The sequence below is a fragment of the Streptomyces sp. Sge12 genome (assembly GCF_002080455.1).
Lineage (GTDB): Bacteria > Actinomycetota > Actinomycetes > Streptomycetales > Streptomycetaceae > Streptomyces.
On record NZ_CP020555.1, the window covers coordinates 4166347 to 4186145 of the forward strand.

Sequence of the window (19799 nt, forward strand, 5' to 3'; positions counted from 1 at the left end):
CCGCGGGACGTTTGATGGACCCGTAAGAAATCTGCACGAACCGTGTGAACCTGCTTCTGGCGGACAGTGACGCGAAACCTGTACGTGTGGTGAGACACCGGTTACATGGTGTGATGTGGCCCTCGGCGTTCAACGGAAAGGAACGAGCGCACATGCGCGAGATCCTCGGAAGGCGTCTCCAGCGGCTCCGCGATCGCTTTCAATCCCTGCGCCCCGACCCGGGACAGAGCGGCGGTACGTCCGCCCTGCTCGACGCGGCGCTCGTCTGCGCCACCACCTGGCAATGGCCCGTCCTGCCCGGCGTAGGCCGGTCGGGCACCGACGGAGCCCGATGCGCCTGCCCCGACCCCGACTGCGTCGTCCCCGGCGCACATCCCTTCGACCCCGGACTGCTCGCCGCCACCACCGATCCCCGGATGGTGGCCTGGTGGTGGACCAACCGGCCCACCGCTCCCGTCCTGATGGCCACCGGCGGGGCCGCGCCGTGCGCGGTGAGCCTGCCGGCCGGCGCGGCCGCGCGTGCCCTCGTGCGACTGGACGCCCAGGGCATGCGGCTCGGGCCGGTCGTGGCCACGCCCACCCGCTGGGCGCTGATGGTGGCGCCGTACTCGCTGGAGCGGCTCGGCGAACTCCTGTACGCGAAGGATCATGTGCCTTCCTCGCTGCGCTTCCACGGCGAGGGCGGCTACCTGTTGCTGCCGCCCTCCGCAGCCTCCAGCGGCGGCCAGGTGCGCTGGGAACGGGAGCCCCGCGCGGAGTGGCGCCCGTCAGGGGCGCGAGGTGCGGTAAGTCTCTGGTTGCCCGAGGTCGAGGCGGTCGTGGACGCTCTGGTCGAGGCCAGCAGCGGTGCGCCCGGCGGAGGCAGCAGGCTCGCCTACTGAGCTGCGGTACTCCGGAGGATCACTCGTACGGGTGCCAGCGGGACGAGTTTCCAAGGGAATTGGGCGCGGGGATCTCCGTGCCCCTTTCCCGCCTCGCTATCTTCGGCGAATGAATCTCCGCCTGATCGGTATCGGCGCCGGTGTGCTGATCATCTTGTCGCTCCCGCTCGCCGGAGCGATCGCCGGGCCGGATTTTGCCGGTCAGGGCGACGGAAAGGGCGGCGGCCTGTTCTCGGCGCTCGGGCTTTCGGACCGCTCCCGCACGTCCCCCGCGGACTCGGCGCCGGCGGGCGGCCCGCAGCAGCCCGGTCCGGCCGAGCAGCCGCGTACGGATTCCCGCTGCGGTCCCGAACTGTCCTCGCCGCACGGCGTGGAGGCGCAGACCTGCGTCCTGGTGGGTGACGGCCGGACGTGGGGCCGGAGTTACTACCGGAACACGAGTGGCCGCGCACTCGATGCGGTGCTGACGATGATGGGGCCGGCCGGGCGCACGGTCCAGATCCGCTGCGCGGTGGGAGCGGGCGACGAGCCGGGTCTGTGCGAGACGCCGAAGGAGGTCTCGGTCGGAGAGCCGGAGGGTTACTCGGCCGTAGCGGAGTTTGCAGTTCCGGATGATGAAGGGGAACTGCTCTTGAGGTCCGGGAGCAACTCACCGGCACCGGGTGACGGTTGACCGCACCCTGAAAATCAAGGGCCCGGTCGCTGGCGACGGGGGATGCACCAGCGACCGGGCTACAAGAACGGTAACAAGAGATCGCCTGTTCGCAAATTCGATCTCCGATATTCAGACACCGATTTGCAGACGATTAGCGGGAGTTGTGACTCCGGTCACCGGCTCCGCGCGTGCGCCCGGTCAGCTGAGGGTCACCTGGCGGTTGGTGAGTCCGCCACGTGCCCGGCGCTCCTCCGTGGTCAGCGGGGCGTCCGTGGCCAGAGCCCCGGCCAGCCGCTCCGCGAACTCCGCCGCGGGCTTCTCGACGTCGTCGGCCGTGACCCCCGTGGGCAGGTCCCAGACGGGGACCATCAGGCCGTGCGCGCGGAAGGAGCCGACGAGCTTCGTGCCCTCGCCGAGCGAGGAGGTGCCGGCCGCGTGCAGCCGCGCGAGGGCGTCGAGCAGCTTCTCCTCGGGGTGCGGCATGACCCAGCGCAGGTGGTTCTTGTCCGGGGTCTCGCACCAGTAGGCGGCGTCCACGCCGGTCAGCTTGACGGTGGGAATGGCGGCCGCGTTGGCGCGCTCCAGCGAGGCGGCGATCTCCGGCGAGGCGCTCTGGGCGCTCTCGGATTCCGGAATCCAGAATTCGAACCCGCTGTGCACAACCGGCTCGAAACCGCCGTCGGAGTCCAGGAGATCCTGAAGTCGGGGACCCTCGGCCGGAACCCGGCGGGCGGCAACCGGCGTACCCGGCTCCGCCACGAGGGCACGCTCCAGGGTGTCGGCCATGTCGCGGCCGAGGTCGCCGGAGGAGGAGTCGTTCTGCAGGCCGAGGAGGACGGACCCGTCCTCGCGGCGCAGCGCCGGCCAGGCCATGGGCAGTACGGTCACCAGGGTCACGGAGGGCACGCCCTCGGGCAGACCGCCCTTGAGGGACAGCGGAACGGTGGCTGCGGGCACGAGCTCGCGCAGGGCGACCCAGTCGCACTCGCCCGGCAGGCCCTCGAAGGGTCGCTGCACGTGCTCGGTGACGGCGTGCGCGGCGGCCGCGCCGTGGCAGGCCTTGTAGCGGCGGCCGGACCCGCAGGGGCAGGGCTCGCGGGCGCCCACGACGGGGATCTCACCGTTGTTGAGCTGCGGCTTTGCGGTCTTGGCTGCGGGGCGCTTCTTGGCCATCGTGCGTGTCTCCCGGTTGCGGCGGTACGGCGTCGTGTCTGGGCGCGAGCCTAGCCGTTCGTACCGCCGGAACCGGTTGGGTGCGGCCGGGAGCACGGTCGGCGTGCGCTCCCGGACGGCCGCCTGTGCGGATGAACCGGTACTGCTGTCGAGCTGTCGAGCTGTCCTGCTGTGCTGTCGAGCCGGTGCTGTCGTGCTTCTGTGCGGACGCTCGGTCGTGCGGTCGTGCGGTCGTCGATCCCGGCTCAGGGATCGAGGTCGTCGAACGCCGTGCTGAAGTCGATCGCCGGGGGCGCAACGCGCGTAGCGAAATCCTCGTGCCGGGGCCCACAGGCAACGATCACCCACACGGTGACCTCACCCGCCGCTCCGTCCCGGACACCCCAGTCCTGGGCCAGGGCGCTGATGATGTTCAGCCCCCGGCCGCCCCGTGCGGTGACCGAGGGCGTGGCCGGGACCGGGCGGGTGGGCCCGCCGCCGTCCGTGACCTCGACCGTCAGTCGTCCCGCTCTGTCGACGCGCCAGGCGGCGCGTATCTCCCCGTCCCCGACTTCCCGAGAGCCCAGGGGCCTGCCGTGTCGACAGGCGTTGCTGAGCAGTTCGGAAAGGATCAGTACGGCATCGTCCACGACCGATTCGGGCACACCGCTGATACGCAGTTGCTCGCGCATCCGGTGTCTCGCCTCGCCCACGCCCGCAGGACCATGGCGTACGTCCATGCACGACGACGTGGGCACTTCTTGTGCCACCACCAACGCCACCCCCGGAACCTCCTTAGCCCCACGCATGGTCTGGATGCCCCAATGGCCTGGACCGGAAACCGCCGAAGGAGTCCGAAGCGCGCCCCTCTGACGCATTCATGCTGGCCAAATGCGGAGCGGATGCGCCGGAGCACACCCTGTTACTGGCGTGCCAGGGGTGGTGGGTGTGCAAATCGGGATGTCAGCGCCCGAGTTGGGACAGAACTTGGCGGGGTCTGTTCGTGATGATGGCCTCCACGCCCAGATCAGCGCAGAGCTGAACGTCTGCCGGCTCGTTCACTGTCCATACGTGCACGGAGTGGCCGGCGCCCTGGAGCTTGTGGATGAAACCGGGATGGTTGCGCACGATCCGCATGCCGGGGCCGGCGATGGTCACTCCGGCCGGCAGCCGCCCATCCCGCATCCGCGGCGAGATGAACTGCATCAGGTACACGGTCGGGATCGTCGGGGCGGAAGCGCGGATCCGGTGCAGGGAGCGTGCGGAGAAGCTCATGACCCGCACCGGGTGAGGCCCCTCGGCGGGCGGGGCGTCCAGGCCGAAGCGCTTGAGGAGGACGAGGAGGCGCTCCTCCACCTGTCCGGCCCAGCGGGTCGGATGCTTCGTCTCGATCGCCAGCTGCACCGGCCGTCCGGCGTCGGAGACCAGCTCCAGCAGGCGCTCCAGGGTGAGGACCGAGGTGCGCTCGGGGTCCGCGTCCCAGTCGGGGGACTCCTCGCGGTCCTTCCAGGAGCCGAAGTCGAGGGCGGCGAGATCGGCCAGCTCCAGGGCGGAGACGGCGCCGCGGCCGTTCGAGGTGCGGTTCACCCGGCGGTCGTGGACCAGGACCAGATGGCCGTCCGCGGTCAGCCGGACATCGCATTCGAGGCCGTCGGCGCCATCCTCGATGGCCTTGCGGTAGGCGGCCAGGGTGTGCTCGGGGGCATCCTCCGAGGCGCCGCGGTGGGCGACGACCTGGATGGTGCGCGGCATTGCGTGGGTCACCGGGTCATGGTGCCACCGAGAGGTCCCCGGGCGCCGGGCTCGGGCACACATCGGCCCCATGAGTGCATCCGAAATGTCGGATATAAAGAATGGGATGAGATGCACAGGTCCGGCTTACAGTGCTCTGACGGGTCATGGGAAAGGCTTTGCCCAGGAACTTGTGCGGCACGTCGAACGTTCAGTCGGACCGATATCGCCAGAGAATTTTCCGAAGCCGTGTGTGACGAGGAGAGAGCGCTGTGAGCACCGAGAACGAGGGCACCGCGGCCCCGACACCCCCCGCGGCCCCGTCCGCACCCCCTGCTCCGGCCTCCGAGACGCAGGATGCGGCCCCCGCGCCCGCCGTCCCCGAGCCGGTGACCCAGCAGCTGCCGCCGACTCCGGCCCCCGGTACCGAGCCCACCCAGCAGATCCCGCCCGCAGCGGCGCCCCCGGCCGCCCCGCCGGCCCCGGCCTACGGCGAGGGCCACGCCCCGGCGTACGGCCAGGGTCACGCCCCCGCGTACGGCCAGCCCCAGGCCCCGGCCGCGCACGGAGCCGAGGGCTGGCCGCCCCCGCCGCCGACCGTGCCGGCGTACGGAGCGGGTGGCCATGGCGGCGGTGCCTGGGGTGCTCCCCCGGCCGCCGACGGCGCCCACGGACCGAAGCCGAAGGGCAAGGGCGGCCTCGTGGCGGGCGTGCTGGTGGCGGCCCTCCTCGCGGGCGGTATCGGCGGTGGCGTCGGCTACTGGGCCGCCGAGCGCAGCAACAACGGCACCGGCTCCACCACCATCAGCGCCGCGACCCCCAAGGACATCAAGCGCGAAGCGGGCTCCATTGCCGGCCTGGCCGCGGGCGCCCTGCCCAGCGTGGTCACCATCGAGGCCTCGGCCGGCGACGGCGAGGGCGGCACCGGCACCGGCTTCGTCTACGACCAGCAGGGCCACATCCTCACCAACAACCACGTCGTGGCCTCGGCCGCGAACGGCGGCAAGCTCTTCGCGACGTTCTCCGACGGCAAGCGGTACGACGCCGAGGTCGTGGGCCGCGCCCAGGGCTACGACGTCGCCGTCCTCAAGCTGAAGAACCCGCCGGCCGGCCTCAAACCGCTGCCGCTCGGCGACTCCGACAAGGTCGCGGTCGGCGACTCGACCATCGCGATCGGCGCCCCCTTCGGCCTGTCGAACACGGTCACCACCGGCATCGTGAGCGCCAAGAACCGCCCGGTCGCCTCCGGTGACGGCACCGGCAGCAAGAACTCGTACATGAGCGCCCTCCAGACGGACGCCTCGATCAACCCGGGCAACTCCGGCGGCCCGCTGCTCGACGGACGCGGCGCGGTGATCGGTATCAACTCCGCGATCCAGTCGGCCGGCAACGGCGGCTTCGGCGGCGGCCAGGCCGGCTCCATCGGCCTCGGCTTCGCCATCCCGGTCAACCAGGCGAAGAACGTCGCCGAATCGCTGATCAAGACGGGCAAGCCGGTCTACCCGGTGATCTCGGTCTCCGTGGACCTCCAGGCCAAGTCCGAGGGCGCCAAGATCTCCGAGCAGGGCGCGGCCGCCAACGAGCTGGTCGACCCGAACGGCCCCGCCGGCAAGGCGGGCCTGAAGCCGGGCGATGTCATCACCGAGTTCGGCGGCAAGCCGGTCGACAGCGGCCCGACCCTGATCAGCATGATCTGGACGTACAAGCCCGGCGACACCGTGAAGCTGACCTACCTGCGCGGCGGCAAGCCGACCACGGTCGACATCACGCTCGGCTCCCGGGTCGGCGACAAGTAGCACCAGCGGTCGCGGCGGCGACCCGACGTGGAGGGGCCGTAGGCGGGAATCGCCTACGGCCCCTCCAACGTCCGCTTATGCTTCGGTCGTGTTCGATTCTCGGCACATACGGACCTTTCACGCGGTGGTCGCCTCCGGGTCGTACTCGGCCGCCGCCCGCGTGCTGGGCTACACCCAGCCGGCCATCACCCAGCAGATGAAGGCGCTCGAACGCGCCGTCGGCACCCCGCTGTTCACCCGCGTGGGCCGAAGGATGCAGCTCACCGAGGCGGGCGAGTCCCTCTCCCGGCACGCCGAGACCATCCTCGGCAACCTCTCCGCCGCCGAGGCCCAGCTGAGGGCGTACGCCCGGCTGCGCACCGGCCGGGTCAGGCTGTGCGGCTTCCCCAGCGCCAATGTCACCCTCGTACCCGAAGCCCTGAGCGGCCTGGCCAAGGACCATCCGGGCATACAGGTGGAACTGCTGGAGGGGGAGCCCCCCGAGTCGCTGCGCCGGCTGGAGCGCGGAGAGTGCGACATCACCCTGGCCTTCACCTATCCCGGCCTGCACGAGGCCATTCCGGATGAGGTCGCCGAGGTCAGGCTGCTGGAGGACCAGCTGACGGTGCTGCTTCCCACCGGGCATCCGCTGGCCCGGCGCCGCGCCGTGCACCTGGCCGACCTCGCCGAGGAACGGTGGATCGCGGGCTGTCCGCGCTGCCGCGCGAACCTCCTGCACGAGTGCGCGGAGCTGGGGTTCGTGCCAGACATCCGGTTCGCCACCGACGACAACCTGGTGGTGCAGAGCCTGGTCGCACAGGGCCTCGGCGTGGCGATGATGCCCGCGCTGGTGCTGCCCTCCCTCTCGCTGAGCCGGGTCTGCGGGCGAGCCCTCCAGCCCGCCGCTCGCCGGCACATCGCGGCGTACGTCTACCGGGACCACTTGCGGATCCCGGCGACGGCCGTGGTGCTGGACGCGCTGAAGCAGGTGGCCGGGAACCGGGTCGGATGCTGACCAACCCATAAGCCCTGCTAGGGATTTCAGGTCATAACTGTCGTTGGACGTGATGGAATGACGGCAGCACGCTGCCAGTATGACCACCACCACACCGGCCCGTACCACCACGAGGATGGCCGCCCTCGTCAGTGAGATCCGCACGGTCGTGGAGCGGGGGCTGGCTCCCGACCTCACCGCGTACCTGGTGGGCGAACGTCTCGCCCCGCACCTCGGCGCGCCCGACCTGCTGACCCCGGCCCAGCAGGAAGGGGACCCGGAGCGGTACCGGCAGCACATCCTGCACGCCGAGTCCGACGGCAGCTTCTCGGTGGTGGCCCTGGTCTGGCTGCCCGGGCAGGAGACCTGCATCCACGACCACGTTGCGTGGTGCGTGGCCGGGGTGCACCAGGGGGAGGAGAGCGAACGCCGCTTCCGCCTCGCGCCCGGCACCGGCCCTGCCCGGCTGGTGGCCACCGAGGACGTGGTCAACGCCCAGGGCGAGGTCTGCGGCTTCGCCCCGCCCGGTGACATCCACATGGTCCGCAACTCCTGTACGAGCAAGGCGATATCGGTGCACATATATGGCGCCGACGTCTCCCGGCTGGGCACCAGCATCCGTCGCGTCTACACGCTCCCCGTCGACTGATGGCCCTCCTCCACCGTCCGCAGGGGACCCCGGTCCGGCATGTTTCACGTGAAACAGCCACTGCCTGGCCCGGGTTGGCCATGGCCGCGGGTGGAGCGCTGACGGCATGGTGCATCCATCGCCTCGTGCCCGCCGTGCCGATGCTGACCGCATCCGTGGTGCTGGGCATCGCGGTGGCCCACCTGCCGCGGCTGCGGACCTTCGTCCGCGCGGGGGCCCGTCCCGGTCTCTCTCTGGCAGGGCGCCGGCTGATGCGGATGGGCATCGTCCTGCTGGGCCTCGGCCTGGGCCTGGACCAGGTCCTCCGGCTGGGCTGGGCCACCGTGGCGATGGTGGTCGGTGTCGTCGCGGCCACCTTCTTCGGCACCCTCTGGCTGGGCCGTCGGCTGCGGCTCCCCGGCGACCAGCCGCTGCTGATCGCCACCGGCTACTCGATCTGCGGCGCCTCGGCGATCGGCGCGGTGAGCGAGGTGTCCGGCAGCGACGAGGAGGACGTGGCCGCCTCGGTGGCTCTGGTCACCCTGTGCGGAACGCTCGCCATAGCCGTACTTCCGCTCCTCCAGGGTCCGTTGGGACTCTCCGACCCCGCCTTCGGGCGCTGGGTCGGCGCCGGAGTCCACGATGTCGGCCAGGTCGTGGCCACGGCGCAGACAGCGGGCCCCGCCGCCCTCGGCGAGGCGGTACTGGTGAAGCTGATGCGGGTGGCGCTGCTCGCCCCACTGGTGGCGGCCGTGGCCTTCTCGGTACGGGCCCGCCGTCGCGGGGTGCGCACCACCTCGGGCCGCCGGCCGGCGCCGGTGCCGCTGTTCGTTCTCGGGTTCCTGGCCGCGGCTGCGCTGCGCGCCACCGGCGTACTGCCCGACGTAGCGCTGGAGTGGGCGCACACCGCCCAGGAGGCGCTGCTCGCGGCGGCCCTGTTCGGTCTGGGGACCGCCGTGCACCTGCCGACGCTGGCCCGGACCGGTGGGCGGGCCGCGGCGCTGGGCCTCGGGGCCTGGGTGGTGGTGGCGGGGGTTTCGTACGCGGGCGTGATGCTCACCGTATGACGCTGCAACGGCGGGGAGTTGGCCAATTCATGGCCGGAACCGACCGAACGTTCTGACTGCCCGCTGACATTGCGACGCTCCCGTGCCACTCTGCCCCCGGAATTCCGCACCACGTACGACGCACCGCGCACAGCCGATCCGCACCGACCGCTCTTCACCCCCACCCTGCCCGGTGTCCTCACCCGGCCCGGGCACGGCAGAAGGAGTCATGCGTGAATCGTCATCGCACGGCCTTGTCCGTCCTGCTCGCGGCGGGAGCCCTGGTCGCGGGCGCCCTGACAGCGGCCACCCCCTCGCTCGCCGCGGACGCCCCCGCATCCTTCCGGCAGCAGCACACCCAGGGCTTCTGGACCGCGGAGCGGATGCGCAGCGCCACTCCGCTCGACGTGACGGCGGTACCCGGCAGGTCCCGTACCCCGGTCGCCACGTCGGCCACGCCCACGGCCATCGCCCCGACGGCCGCCGCGTCCCCCACGGCCTTCCCGCAGGCGGGCGGCGCCTGGACCGGCGGCGCCGTGGTGAAGACCTCGGGCCGGGTCTTCTTCACGATGGGCGGCCGCACCGCCTCCTGCTCCGGAGACTCGATCACCAGCGCCAACGGCAGCACGGTCATCACGGCCGGCCACTGCGTGAAGTACCAGGGGGCCTGGCACACGAACTGGGTCTTCGTCCCCGCCTACAACAATGGCTCCGCGCCCTACGGGCAGTGGTCGGCCACGAAGACCTTCGCCACCGACCAGTGGGCCGCGAGCGAGGACATGAACATGGACGTCGGCCTCGCCGTCGTCGCCCCGCTGAACGGAAACACCCTGAGCCAGACCGTCGGCGCCCAGGGGATCCTCTTCAACGGCGGCTACAACAAGAAGATGTACTCCTTCGGCTTCCCGGCGGCGGCCCCGTACGACGGCACCAAGCTGGTCTACTGCAGCGGCAACAGCGGCAAGGACTTCCTGCTGACCAAGGACCACAGCCTGGGCTGCAACATGACCGGCGGCTCCAGTGGCGGCCCCTGGTTCCAGGACTTCAACGAGGCCACGGGCCTGGGCACCCAGGTCTCGGTGAACAGTTTCGGCTACACCTTCCTGCCGAACCGGATGTACGGCCCCTACTTCGGCAACGAGGTGAAGGCGGCCTACGACAAGGCCCAGGCGTCCTGACCCCTCAGTCGCCCCCGCCACCCTCACCTGGCCGGTACTCTGTACCGGCCAGGTGGGTTGCCCGAGCGGCCTAAGGGAACGGTCTTGAAAACCGTCGTGGCAGCGATGTCACCGTGGGTTCAAATCCCACACCCACCGCCACACCTCAGTACACGTGCTGAGCGCAAGGGGCGCCCCGATTCCGGGGCGCCCCTTCTGCGTTCCCCGGTGATTCCGGCAGGCCCTCCAGCGCCGGCTTTGGTCCTTCCGAGTGGTGTTTGTCGGAAGATCGGCGCGGGCGATGGGGGCGGTGCGGTTGCGGCCACATCATGACGAATGTATTCAGATCCGCCCGTCGGAACATCACGAATCGAGGCACCTCGTCATGGCTCACCGCAGCGCCCTCACGTCGATCTGGACCTCCGTCCTCGCCGCCCTCATGGCCCTCCTCTCCTGCTTCGGCCTCGCCGGCAAGGCCGCCCCGGCCTCCGCCTCGGCCCCCGCCGCCGCGGGCGCCGCTCCCACCGCCACCGTGCGCCGGCCGGCCGTCATGGCCCGACGGACCTGGCGGGCGATGATGCGGGGCGGTTCGCTGCCGCCGACCATCAAGCAGCGGATCCGCGCCGAGGCGCATGGCAAGACCCCCTCCGTCCGCCGCTCCACCACCGCCGCGGCCATGGGCGCCGGATCGCGAACCGATGCCCGCACCCTGACGCCGGTCGCCGCACCTGCCGCCGCACTCGCCACCGTGCCCGCCGCAGCATCCGCCGGCGCCGCCCGGGAAGCGCTCCGGCTGGCCGCGTAGCTCCGTATCACCGGTCTTGACCGCAGTCGCAGTCGCAGCCGTACTCGCAGTCGCAGTCGCAGTCGCAGTCGTACTCGTCATCACAGCCGTAGTCCCAGTCGCACGGTCCGGTTCGCTGGCGTACGCGCCGCCACCGGGCAGGAGCAAGAGCACGAGCAAGAGCACGAACAAGAGCAGGTCAGATGCAGAGGCAGGCGCTGGAGCCCGGTCGGTCGTGACCGTGGATCGCGCTGCCTGGTGCCCCCGGAGCGGGGCACGGTTGGAACACCCCGGCTTGCGCCGGGGCGCGCAAGGGGCGTGAAGCTTGGTGTTGCAGGGCCGCAGGCCCGGGAGACGGTGGGGTTCCCGGACGGCGCGGCCCTTTTCGGCATGTCCGGGACACGGCGTTCTGGCGGAACGCTTCATCCCTTGTGCGGCACGGGATTCGGTCGCCTCCAGGATGCTGACCTGGGGCTTCGAGGGCGCGAATGAGGTTTATCCGATGTTGGTCATGCTTGCGGGGGAATCGGGCAGTCCGGGGTGGTTCGCCGGGGATTCGGTGGGCAACTCTGGTGTCGCGACGTCGTCACCACACGGAACGACCGAGGCGGTCGGCCAACTGCCTTGGAGTAAGTCCCACTTCGGTTTTCTGGAGGATAAAGACATGGCAAGCATCCGTACCGCCCGCGTCGTCGCTGCTGTCGCCGCTCTCCCCCTCGCCGTCGCCCTCTTCGGCGGTGTGGCCTCGGCCGACAACGGCTCCTTCGCGAACGACGGATCGAATGCGAGCGTCGCCAGCATCATCGGCAGTGGTGTGGGCGGCAACAACAACGGCAACTCGTCCACGTCGCAGCAGGTGGCCACCGGTTCCGGCGCGTCCAACCAGAACAACACCGCTCAGGTGAACGGCTCGGCCTTCACCGCCATCGACCAGTCCAACTCGACGGTCGCGGTCAACTTCTACCCCTGGTGGTAGTGGCGGCCTGAGCCGCTCCGATTCTTGAGGGCGTCTGTGCGACCGGACCGGCTGGGGTCCGGTAGCGCAGGCGCCCTCGCGCATGTCCTCCGACCTTGACACCACGGGTAAATCTGACGGACAGTCAGGTTCCCTCGATGATGTGATGCCGGGAGGCCAGCGCCGTGCACCTCGCCCCGACCGAAGGCCAGTTGCGGCTCCGCGCCGAACTGCGCGCGTACTTCAAGGATCTGCTGCCGGACGGCCTGCCCGAGCATCCGGCCCGCCAGCGTGAACTGCTGCGGCGCATCGGCTCCGACGGGCTGCTCGGTCTCGGCTGGCCCGTCGAATACGGCGGCCAGGGCCGCGGCGCCGACGAGCAGTTCGTCTTCTTCGACGAGGCCTACCGAGCCGGCGCCCCGGTCTCCATGGTCACGCTCAACACCGTCGGCCCCACCCTGATGAAGTACGGGACAGAGGAGCAGAAGGACTACTTCCTGCCCCGGATCCTCGCGGGCGAGATCGTCTTCGCCATCGGCTACTCCGAACCGGAGGCCGGCACCGACCTCGCCGCCCTGCGCACTCGGGCGGTCCGCGACGGCGCCGACTGGCTGATCGACGGGCAGAAGATCTTCACCTCCAACGCCCAGAACGCGGACTGGATCTGGCTCGCCTGCCGTACCGACCCGCAGGCCCCCAAGCACAAGGGCATCTCCATCGTCCTGGTGCCCACCGACAGCCCCGGCTTCTCCTGGACCCCCATCGACACCGTCGGCGGGCTCACCACCACGGCGACCTACTACGACTCCGTCCGCGTGCCGGCCGGCCACCTCGTCGGTCCCGCGCACGGGGGCTGGGGCCTGATCACCAACCAGCTCAACCACGAGCGTGTGGCCCTCGCCGCCATCGGCATGCAGGCCGAGGACTTCTACGCCTACGCGCTCGACCACGCCCGCACCCCCGACCCGGTCACCGGAGAGCGGCCCGCCGACCTGCCCTGGGTGCAGTCCCGGCTGGCCGAGGCGCACGCGCGACTGGCCGCCGTACGCCTCCTCAACTGGCGCCTGGTCCAGGACGTGGGCAGCGGCGCCCTGGCCCCGGGCGATGCCAGCGGGGTGAAGTTCCTCGGCACCGAGTCCACCGTCGAGGTGTACCGGATGTGCCAGGAGGTGGTGGGTGAGGAGGCCCTGATCCGGGGCCCCGCGGCCTTCGCGGGCGGCGAGCTGGAGCGGATGAACCGGGCCGCCCAGATCAACACCTTCGGCGGCGGGGTCAGCGAGGTCCAGAGGGAGATCGTCGCCATGATGCGGCTCGGGATGAAGGGGAGGAAGCGATGACGGCGGACGCGGAAGCGGACGGGATGGTGGACGCGGCGGGGACGTCGGCCGGGACGTCGGCCGGGACCGGGGCCGGGACCGGGGCCGGGACGTCGGCCGCGACCGAGGCCGACGAGGCAGCCCGGTTCCTCAGGCTGCTGGCGGCCTTCGAGGGGCAGCCGGCCGCCACCGGGGGCCGGGGCAAGGACGCGGTCAACGAGCCGATGATCCGCCACTGGTGCGAGGCGATGGGCGACGCCAACCCCGCGTACACCGGACCGGACGCCGTCGCCCCGCCCACCATGCTCCAGGCCTGGACCATGGGTGGCCTCTCCGGCCATGCCGGCCGCTCCTCCGCCTACGACGAGCTCCTCGGGCTCCTCGACAGCGCCGGTTTCACCTCCGTGGTCGCCACCGACTGCGAGCAGGAGTACCTCCGCCCGCTGCGCCCCGGCAACGTGATCACCTTCGACGCCGTCATCGAGTCGGTCTCGCCCCGCAAGACGACCAAGCTGGGCACCGGCCACTTCGTGACCACCCGCATGGACGTCCGCGCCGACGGTGAGCCCGCCGGTACCCACCGCTTCCGCATCCTCAAGTACGCGCCCGCCGCCCGGCCGGTGAAGCAGCCCCCGGCGCAGCGCCCCCGTCCGGTGATCAACCGAGACAACCAGGGATTCTGGGACGGCGTGCGGGAGCACAGACTGCTGATCCAGCGCTGCACCGCCTGCGCCACCCTCCGCTTCCCGTGGCTCCCCGGCTGCAACGCCTGCGCGAGCCCCGACTGGGACACCGTCGAAGCCTGCGGCGCCGGCACGGTGTTCAGCTACGTCGTCATGCACCACCCGCCCTTCCCGGCCTTCGACCCGCCCTACGCGGTCGCACTCGTCGAGCTCGCCGAGGGAGTCCGGATGGTCAGCAACATCACCGGCGTGCCCTACGACAAGGTGCGCATCGGCCTCCCCGTCCAGCTGGAGTTCCTGCGCGTCGACGACGGCCTCGAACTCCCCGTCTTCCGAGGGAGCGAAGGCTGATGGATTTCCACCCCACCGAGGAACAGACCGCCGCGGCCGGCCTCGCCGCCCGGATCTTCTCCGATCTCGCCACCCACGAACGCCTCGCCGAAGCGGGCACCGGCAGCGACGCCGAACTCTGGAAGGCCCTCACCGCCGCCGGACTGATCGCCGCGGTCGAGGAGACCGGCCTGCTCGGGCTGGTCCTGCTGCTGGAGGAACAGGGCCGTACCACGGCGCAGGTCCCGTACGCCGCCACCTGCGTGTACGGGATCCTCCCCGTGGCCGCCCACGGCAGCCCCGAGCAGCGCGCCCGCCTGCTGCCCGCCCTCGGCACGGGCGACGCGGTGGCCACCGGAGCCTTCCCGGCGCGCGGCCGGATCACCGCCGAGGGCGGCCGCCTCACCGGGACCGCCCCCGCGGTGCCCTGGTTGCGCGACGCCACGCACGTACTGGTCCCGGACGCGAACCGGTCGCTGTGGCTCGTACGGACCGATGCGCCCGGCGTGCGGACCTCCCCGGTGGAGACCACCGCCCCCTGGTCGGCGGGCCGGCTGACCCTGACGGGAGCCGAGGCCGAACGCCTCGGCCGCGACGGCGCGTACGAGGACACGCTCGCCGCAGCCCGCACCGCCTTCGCAGGACTCCAGGCGGGCGTCTGCGCGGGCTCCCTCGCCCGGGCGGTCGAATACACCTCCACCCGTGAGCAGTTCGGCAGGCCGCTCTCCACCAACCAGGGCGTCATGCTGCGCGCGGCCGACGCGTACATGGACACCGAGGCGATCCGGGTCACCGCGTACGAGGCGGCCTGGCGCATCGACCAGGGCCTTCCGGCACAGGAGCACGTGCTGACGGCCGCCTGGTGGGCCTCGGAGGCGGGCAAGCGGGTCGTGCACGCGGGCCAGCACCTGCACGGCGGTATGGGCGCCGACCTGGACCACCCCGTCCACCGCCACTTCCTGTGGGGCCGCCAACTGGACGCCTACCTGGGCTGCGGCAGCGAACTGCTGGCCGAGCTGGGGGCCTCGATCGCCGAGTCCGGCGCATCCGCTTCGACAGCCGAGGGAGAGCAGGCATGAACGTCGGCGACACGCTGCCGCCCCTGGAGATTCCGGTCACCCGCACCCTGATCGTCGCGGGCGCGATCGCCTCCCGCGACTACCAGGACGTGCACCACGACGCGGCGCTCGCGCAGGAGAAGGGCTCCCCGGACATCTTCATGAACATCCTGACCACGAACGGCCTGGTCGGCCGGTACGTGACCGACCGGCTCGGGCCGCGCGCCGTCCTGCGCAAGGTGGCCATCCGGCTCGGCGCCCCCAACTATCCGGGCGACACGATGACCCTCACGGGCACCGTCACCGCCGTGTCGGGGACCACCGTCGAGATCCGGGTCGTCGGCGCCAACGGCATCGGTCACCACGTGTCCGGAACGGTCACCGCGGAGGTGGCGGCATGAGTGTCCGCACCCGCGACGAGCTCGGCGGCCGCGCCGCCATCGTCGGCATCGGAGCGACCGAGTTCTCCAAGGACTCCGGCCGCAGCGAACTCAAACTCGCCGTCGAGGCCGTGCACGCCGCCCTCGACGACGCAGGGCTCACCCCCGCCGACGTCGACGGCATGGTCACCTTCACGATGGACACCAGCCCCGAGATCACCGTCGCCCAGGCGGCGGGCATCGGCGACCTGTCCTTCTTCTCCCGCATCCACTACGGCGGCGGTGCGGCCTGCGCCACCGTCCAGCAGGCCGCCCTCGCCGTCGCCACCGGGGTCGCGGAGGTGGTGGTCTGCTACCGCGCCTTCAACGAGCGTTCCGGGCGCCGCTTCGGGTCCGGGGTCCAGCAGCGGGAGCCCTCGGCGGAGGGGGCGGCCCTCGGCTGGTCGCTGCCCTGGGGGCTGCTGACCCCCGCCTCCTGGGTGGCCATGACCGCCCAGCGCTACCTGCACACCTACAACCTCACCCCGGAGGCCTTCGGGCACGTTGCCGTCGCCGACCGCCGACACGCCGCCAACAACCCCGCCGCCTACTTCCACGGCAAGCCCATCACCCTCGCCGACCACGCCGCCTCGCGCTGGATCGTGGAGCCGCTGCGGCTGCTGGACTGCTGCCAGGAGACCGACGGTGGCCAGGCGGTCGTCGTCACCACGACCGAGCGCGCCCGGGACCTGCGGCACGCGCCGGCCGTGATCACCGCGGCCGCACAGGGGGCCGGACGACGGCAGGAGGGCATGACCTCCTTCTACCGCGACGACCTCACCGGGCTGCCGGAGATGGACGTCGTCGCCCGCCAGCTGTGGCGGACGAGCGGGTTGCGGCCGTCGGACATCGACGTCGGCATCCTCTACGACCACTTCACCCCCTTCGTGCTGATGCAGCTGGAGGAGTTCGGCTTCTGCGCGCCGGGCGAGGCCGCGGACTTCGTGGCCGCCGACGCCCTGCCGCTGAACACGCACGGGGGCCAGCTCGGAGAGGCGTACCTGCACGGCATGAACGGCATTGCCGAGGCCGTCCGCCAGCTCCGCGGGACCTCGGTCAACCAGGTGGCGGGCGCGGCGCACGCGCTCGTCACGGCCGGTACCGGGGTCCCGACCTCCGGGCTGATCCTCGGCGCCGACGGCTGAGATCCACGACGTGCGGCACCCCACCCCCTCCACCTTCAGGGGGTGGGGACGGCCCTACTCCTACAACCTGAGGTGGATCCACCATCGGCACCTGCGGCCGATCCCATGGCGGGCGGGCGCTCCTAGCGTGGAGACATGACCACGCCAGTGTGCACGCTCGCCTCGAACCCGACGCCGTACCCGTCGTTCTCGGCGTACGTCCGGACCCGCGGCACGGTCCTGATGCGCACTGCGCGCTCCCTCACCGCCAACCCGTGCGATGCGGAGGACCTGCTCCAGACGGCCCTCGCGAAGACGTACGTGGCCTGGGACCGGATCGAGGACCACCGGGCCCTGGACGGCTACGTCCGGCGGACCCTGGTGAACACCCGTACCTCCCAGTGGCGCAAGCGCAGGGTGGACGAGTTCGTCTGCGACGAGCTCCCGGAGACCGAGGCGGCCCCGACCCCCGACCCCGCCGAGGCGCAGGCGCTGCGCGACGCGATGTGGCGCGCCGTGACCCGGCTGCCCGACCGCCAGCGGGCCATGGTCGTCCTGCGGTACTACGAGGACCTCAGCGAGGTACAGACCGCGGAGCTGCTGGGCGTCTCCGTCGGCACGGTCAAGAGCGCGGTCTCCCGTGCGCTGGGCAAACTCCGAGAGGACCCCGAGCTCACGCCGGTCCGGTGAGATGGAGGACGTTTCACGTGAAACGTGAGGACGGCAGGGGATGTTTCACGTGAAACACGCCCTGCTTTCTACTCCCGGGTAGTGACATGCCGACCGGTACGTGCGCAGAATCGGCAGCATCCGTAGCCGCCGCAGCGCCGCAGCGCTCACCGGGAGGACGCTTTGCTCAGCACCATGCAGGACGTACCGCTCCTCGTCACCCGCATACTCCGACACGGGATGACGATCCACGGGAAGTCCCAGGTCACGACCTGGACCGGGGAGGCTGAGCCGCACCGCCGCAGCTTCGCCGAGATCGGCAACCGCGCCACCCGTCTCGCCGGCGCCCTGCGCGAGCAGCTCGGAGTGCAGCAGTCGGATGCTGTTGCGACTCTGATGTGGAACAACGCCGAGCACGTCGAGGCGTACTTCGCGATCCCCTCCATGGGCGCGGTCCTGCACACCCTCAACCTGCGGCTCCCTCCTGAGCAGCTGGTCTTCATCGTCAACCACGCCGCCGACCGGGTGGTACTGGTCAACGGCACCCTGCTGCCCCTGCTCGCGCCGCTGCTGCCGCACCTGCCGACCGTCGAGCACGTGGTGGTCAGCGGCATCGGCGACCGCTCCGCGCTCGAGGGCCTGAACGTGCAGGTGCACGAGTACGAGGAGCTCCTCGCCGGCAGCTCCGACAGCTTCGACTGGCCCGAGCTGGACGAGCGCCAGGCGGCCGCGATGTGCTACACCTCCGGCACCACCGGGGAACCCAAGGGCGTCGTCTTCTCCCACCGCTCGATCTACCTGCACTCCATGCAGGTCAACATGGCCGAGTCGATGGGTCTGACGGACCGGGACACCACCCTCGTCGTGGTCCCGCAGTTCCACGTGAACGCCTGGGGACTGCCGCACGCCACCTTCATGACCGGTATCAACATGCTGATGCCGGACCGCTTCCTGCAGCCCGCCCCACTCGCCGAGATGATCGAGCGGGAGAAGCCCACGCACGCCGCGGCCGTCCCCACCATCTGGCAGGGACTGCTGGCCGAGGTCACCGCCAACCCGCGCGACCTGACCTCGATGAAGCAGGTCACCATCGGCGGCTCGGCCTGTCCGCCCGCCCTGATGGAGGCGTACGACAAGCTCGGCGTCCGTGTCTGCCACGCCTGGGGCATGACCGAGACCTCCCCGCTCGGCACGATGGCGCACCCGCCGGCCGGCCTGAGCGCCGAGGAGGAGTGGCCCTACCGGATCACCCAGGGCCGCTTCCCGGCGGGTGTCGAGGCCCGGCTGGTCGGCCCGAACGGCGACTTCCTGCCCTGGGACGGGGAGTCGGCGGGCGAGCTGGAGGTGCGCGGCAACTGGATCGCGAGCTCCTACTACGGGGGCGCGTCCGGCGAACCCTTCCGTCCCGAGGACAAGTTCAGCGCCGACGGCTGGCTCAAGACCGGCGATGTCGGTGTCATCAGCGCCGACGGCTTCCTCACCCTCACCGACCGCGCCAAGGACGTCATCAAGTCCGGCGGCGAGTGGATCTCCAGCGTGGACCTGGAGAACGCGCTGATGGCGCACCCCGAGGTCGCCGAGGCCGCGGTCGTCGCCGTCCCCGACGAGAAGTGGGGGGAGCGCCCGCTGGCCACGGTCGTCCTCAAGGAGGGCGCGACCGTGAATTACACGGGTCTGCGTGACTTCCTCGCCCAGACCGTCGCCAAGTGGCAGCTTCCGGAGCGCTGGACGTTCATCGAGGCGGTGCCGAAGACCAGCGTCGGCAAGTTCGACAAGAAGGTCATCCGCAAGCAGTACGCGGACGGCGGGCTGGACGTCACCAAGCTCGACTGAGGGCGCCGGGGCCGGGCCGTTCCCGCCGGCCTAGCCCCGGGTGAGCCATGGCCGCAGCAGCCTGCTGACCGCGGGCATGGCCAGGTAGGTCATCAAGGTGCTGAACACGACGGCGAAGGCGGCCGTCCGCAGTACGAAGTGCAGATCCACCAGGTACGGCCCGAGCACCGCGTTGCCGATCAGCGAGATCGGGAAGATGGCCAGCCCCGAGCTGATCGCCATCTTCCACCGCGGCGGCGCGGGCCGGGTCGTACCCGGCTTCGCGAACCAGGTCTCCATGCCGTGCAGTTCCCGGCGGGCTATCTCGGTGTGGTGGTGGCCGAGGCAGTTGGAGAACCACTGCGCCCGCTCCGGGGAGTCCTGCCAGCGCTGGAACGCGGCCTGATTGCGGAAGCGGTGGACCAGGAACCACGGTCCGCCGTCCGCCGCCGGGCGGAAGAGCCCGTAGCCGAGATGGTCCGGGAAGCCCGCGGCCGTCTCCAGGATCCCGTGCGCCCAGGCCTCGAAGGTCTCCTCGTGCCCGGGCTCCACCTGCCGCGCGATGAGCAGGTTCACCTCCCCGTTGTCGGCGGGGACGGTGTGCTCGCTCGTGTTGGTGATGGCCATCGG

19 protein-coding genes, 1 tRNA gene and 1 pseudogene are annotated in these 19799 nt (G+C 71.1%); 17 read left to right on the plus strand and 4 right to left on the minus strand.

Features of this window, described 5'->3' with window-relative positions:
• The first annotated feature begins 152 nt into the window (after positions 1-152).
• A complete protein-coding gene (locus B6R96_RS18570) occupies positions 153-881 on the plus strand; it encodes a bifunctional DNA primase/polymerase (RefSeq protein WP_053701274.1) in 729 nt (242 codons plus the stop codon).
• A gap of 109 nt (positions 882-990) precedes the next feature.
• On the plus strand, positions 991-1554 hold the full coding sequence (locus B6R96_RS18575) for a hypothetical protein (protein ID WP_053701275.1): 564 nt from the start codon (positions 991-993) through the stop codon (positions 1552-1554).
• A gap of 180 nt (positions 1555-1734) precedes the next feature.
• Here the strand turns inward: B6R96_RS18575 and B6R96_RS18580 are convergent, their stop codons facing one another.
• The 3 genes and pseudogenes from B6R96_RS18580 to B6R96_RS18590 form a co-directional block, all read right to left on the minus strand.
• On the minus strand, positions 1735-2709 hold the full coding sequence (locus tag B6R96_RS18580) for a DUF5926 family protein (protein ID WP_030384003.1): 975 nt from the start codon (positions 2707-2709) through the stop codon (positions 1735-1737).
• Positions 2710-2954: 245 nt separating this feature from the next.
• Positions 2955-3592 (minus strand): annotated as a pseudogene (locus B6R96_RS18585) (ATP-binding protein).
• 59 nt (positions 3593-3651) lie between these two features.
• A complete protein-coding gene (locus tag B6R96_RS18590) occupies positions 3652-4440 on the minus strand; it encodes a glycerophosphodiester phosphodiesterase (RefSeq protein WP_203351737.1) in 789 nt (262 codons plus the stop codon).
• Between the two features lie 251 nt (positions 4441-4691).
• Here B6R96_RS18590 and B6R96_RS18595 point away from each other — a divergent pair, with 251 nt between their 5' ends.
• The 15 genes from B6R96_RS18595 (at position 4692) to B6R96_RS18670 (ending at position 19190) form a co-directional block, all read left to right on the plus strand.
• Positions 4692-6215 (plus strand): S1C family serine protease, encoded by a 1524-nt coding sequence (locus B6R96_RS18595; protein ID WP_081522993.1) that lies wholly within the window; start codon positions 4692-4694, stop codon positions 6213-6215.
• 88 nt (positions 6216-6303) lie between these two features.
• A complete protein-coding gene (locus B6R96_RS18600) occupies positions 6304-7209 on the plus strand; it encodes a LysR family transcriptional regulator (RefSeq protein ID WP_081522994.1) in 906 nt (301 codons plus the stop codon).
• 79 nt (positions 7210-7288) lie between these two features.
• On the plus strand, positions 7289-7837 hold the full coding sequence (locus B6R96_RS18605) for a cysteine dioxygenase family protein (protein ID WP_053167539.1): 549 nt from the start codon (positions 7289-7291) through the stop codon (positions 7835-7837).
• A complete protein-coding gene (locus B6R96_RS18610; protein ID WP_081522995.1) occupies positions 7837-8883 on the plus strand; it encodes a YeiH family protein in 1047 nt (348 codons plus the stop codon). The genes B6R96_RS18605 and B6R96_RS18610 overlap by 1 nt, the downstream gene beginning before the upstream one ends.
• Before the next feature lie 212 nt (positions 8884-9095).
• The gene (locus B6R96_RS18615) at positions 9096-10040 is read left to right on the plus strand and encodes a trypsin-like serine peptidase (RefSeq protein WP_081522996.1); all 945 of its coding nucleotides are present in this window, start codon (positions 9096-9098) and stop codon (positions 10038-10040) included.
• Between the two features lie 51 nt (positions 10041-10091).
• A tRNA-Ser gene (locus B6R96_RS18620) sits at positions 10092-10181 on the plus strand.
• A 223-nt stretch (positions 10182-10404) separates the two neighbouring features.
• Positions 10405-10824: a DUF6344 domain-containing protein gene (locus B6R96_RS36865; protein WP_107475539.1), complete on the plus strand. Its 420-nt coding sequence runs from the start codon at positions 10405-10407 to the stop codon at positions 10822-10824.
• Positions 10825-11467: 643 nt separating this feature from the next.
• On the plus strand, positions 11468-11779 hold the full coding sequence (locus B6R96_RS18635; RefSeq protein WP_081522998.1) for a hypothetical protein: 312 nt from the start codon (positions 11468-11470) through the stop codon (positions 11777-11779).
• Positions 11780-11943: 164 nt separating this feature from the next.
• A complete protein-coding gene (locus B6R96_RS18640; protein WP_081522999.1) occupies positions 11944-13095 on the plus strand; it encodes an acyl-CoA dehydrogenase family protein in 1152 nt (383 codons plus the stop codon).
• Entirely contained in the window at positions 13092-14108 is a 1017-nt protein-coding gene (locus tag B6R96_RS18645) for a bifunctional MaoC family dehydratase N-terminal/OB-fold nucleic acid binding domain-containing protein (protein ID WP_237291453.1), read from the plus strand. Before B6R96_RS18640 ends, B6R96_RS18645 begins: the two co-directional genes overlap by 4 nt.
• The gene (locus tag B6R96_RS18650; RefSeq protein WP_081523000.1) at positions 14108-15166 is read left to right on the plus strand and encodes an acyl-CoA dehydrogenase family protein; all 1059 of its coding nucleotides are present in this window, start codon (positions 14108-14110) and stop codon (positions 15164-15166) included. The genes B6R96_RS18645 and B6R96_RS18650 overlap by 1 nt, the downstream gene beginning before the upstream one ends.
• Positions 15163-15546, plus strand: a complete 384-nt coding sequence (locus B6R96_RS18655; protein ID WP_030384015.1) for a MaoC family dehydratase — start codon at positions 15163-15165, stop codon at positions 15544-15546. The genes B6R96_RS18650 and B6R96_RS18655 overlap by 4 nt, the downstream gene beginning before the upstream one ends.
• Positions 15543-16709 (plus strand): lipid-transfer protein, encoded by a 1167-nt coding sequence (locus B6R96_RS18660; protein WP_081523001.1) that lies wholly within the window; start codon positions 15543-15545, stop codon positions 16707-16709. The genes B6R96_RS18655 and B6R96_RS18660 overlap by 4 nt, the downstream gene beginning before the upstream one ends.
• 135 nt (positions 16710-16844) lie before the next feature.
• On the plus strand, positions 16845-17378 hold the full coding sequence (locus B6R96_RS18665) for a SigE family RNA polymerase sigma factor (RefSeq protein WP_030384017.1): 534 nt from the start codon (positions 16845-16847) through the stop codon (positions 17376-17378).
• A 162-nt stretch (positions 17379-17540) separates the two neighbouring features.
• Positions 17541-19190, plus strand: coding sequence for a long-chain fatty acid--CoA ligase (locus tag B6R96_RS18670; RefSeq protein ID WP_030384018.1), 1650 nt, complete (start codon positions 17541-17543; stop codon positions 19188-19190).
• Between the two features lie 30 nt (positions 19191-19220).
• Here the strand turns inward: B6R96_RS18670 and B6R96_RS18675 are convergent, their stop codons facing one another.
• Positions 19221-19796, minus strand: coding sequence for an antibiotic biosynthesis monooxygenase (locus tag B6R96_RS18675; protein WP_030384019.1), 576 nt, complete (start codon positions 19794-19796; stop codon positions 19221-19223).
• Between the last annotated feature and the right edge of the window lie 3 nt (positions 19797-19799).

What these genes read in the sequence shown, in the direction of transcription:
- B6R96_RS18570 (WP_053701274.1), top strand. Translation starts at nt 153, where the DNA reads ATGCGCGAGATCCTCGGAAGGCGTCTCCAGCGGCTCCGCGATCGCTTT.
- B6R96_RS18575 (WP_053701275.1), top strand. Translation starts at nt 991, where the DNA reads ATGAATCTCCGCCTGATCGGTATCGGCGCCGGTGTGCTGATCATCTTG.
- B6R96_RS18580 (WP_030384003.1), bottom strand. Translation starts at nt 2,709, where the DNA reads ATGGCCAAGAAGCGCCCCGCAGCCAAGACCGCAAAGCCGCAGCTCAAC.
- B6R96_RS18590 (WP_203351737.1), bottom strand. Translation starts at nt 4,440, where the DNA reads ATGCCGCGCACCATCCAGGTCGTCGCCCACCGCGGCGCCTCGGAGGAT.
- B6R96_RS18605 (WP_053167539.1), top strand. Translation starts at nt 7,289, where the DNA reads ATGACCACCACCACACCGGCCCGTACCACCACGAGGATGGCCGCCCTC.
- B6R96_RS18610 (WP_081522995.1), top strand. Translation starts at nt 7,837, where the DNA reads ATGGCCCTCCTCCACCGTCCGCAGGGGACCCCGGTCCGGCATGTTTCA.
- B6R96_RS36865 (WP_107475539.1), top strand. Translation starts at nt 10,405, where the DNA reads ATGGCTCACCGCAGCGCCCTCACGTCGATCTGGACCTCCGTCCTCGCC.
- B6R96_RS18635 (WP_081522998.1), top strand. Translation starts at nt 11,468, where the DNA reads ATGGCAAGCATCCGTACCGCCCGCGTCGTCGCTGCTGTCGCCGCTCTC.
- B6R96_RS18645 (WP_237291453.1), top strand. Translation starts at nt 13,092, where the DNA reads ATGACGGCGGACGCGGAAGCGGACGGGATGGTGGACGCGGCGGGGACG.
- B6R96_RS18650 (WP_081523000.1), top strand. Translation starts at nt 14,108, where the DNA reads ATGGATTTCCACCCCACCGAGGAACAGACCGCCGCGGCCGGCCTCGCC.
- B6R96_RS18655 (WP_030384015.1), top strand. Translation starts at nt 15,163, where the DNA reads ATGAACGTCGGCGACACGCTGCCGCCCCTGGAGATTCCGGTCACCCGC.
- B6R96_RS18660 (WP_081523001.1), top strand. Translation starts at nt 15,543, where the DNA reads ATGAGTGTCCGCACCCGCGACGAGCTCGGCGGCCGCGCCGCCATCGTC.
- B6R96_RS18665 (WP_030384017.1), top strand. Translation starts at nt 16,845, where the DNA reads ATGACCACGCCAGTGTGCACGCTCGCCTCGAACCCGACGCCGTACCCG.
- B6R96_RS18675 (WP_030384019.1), bottom strand. Translation starts at nt 19,796, where the DNA reads ATGGCCATCACCAACACGAGCGAGCACACCGTCCCCGCCGACAACGGG.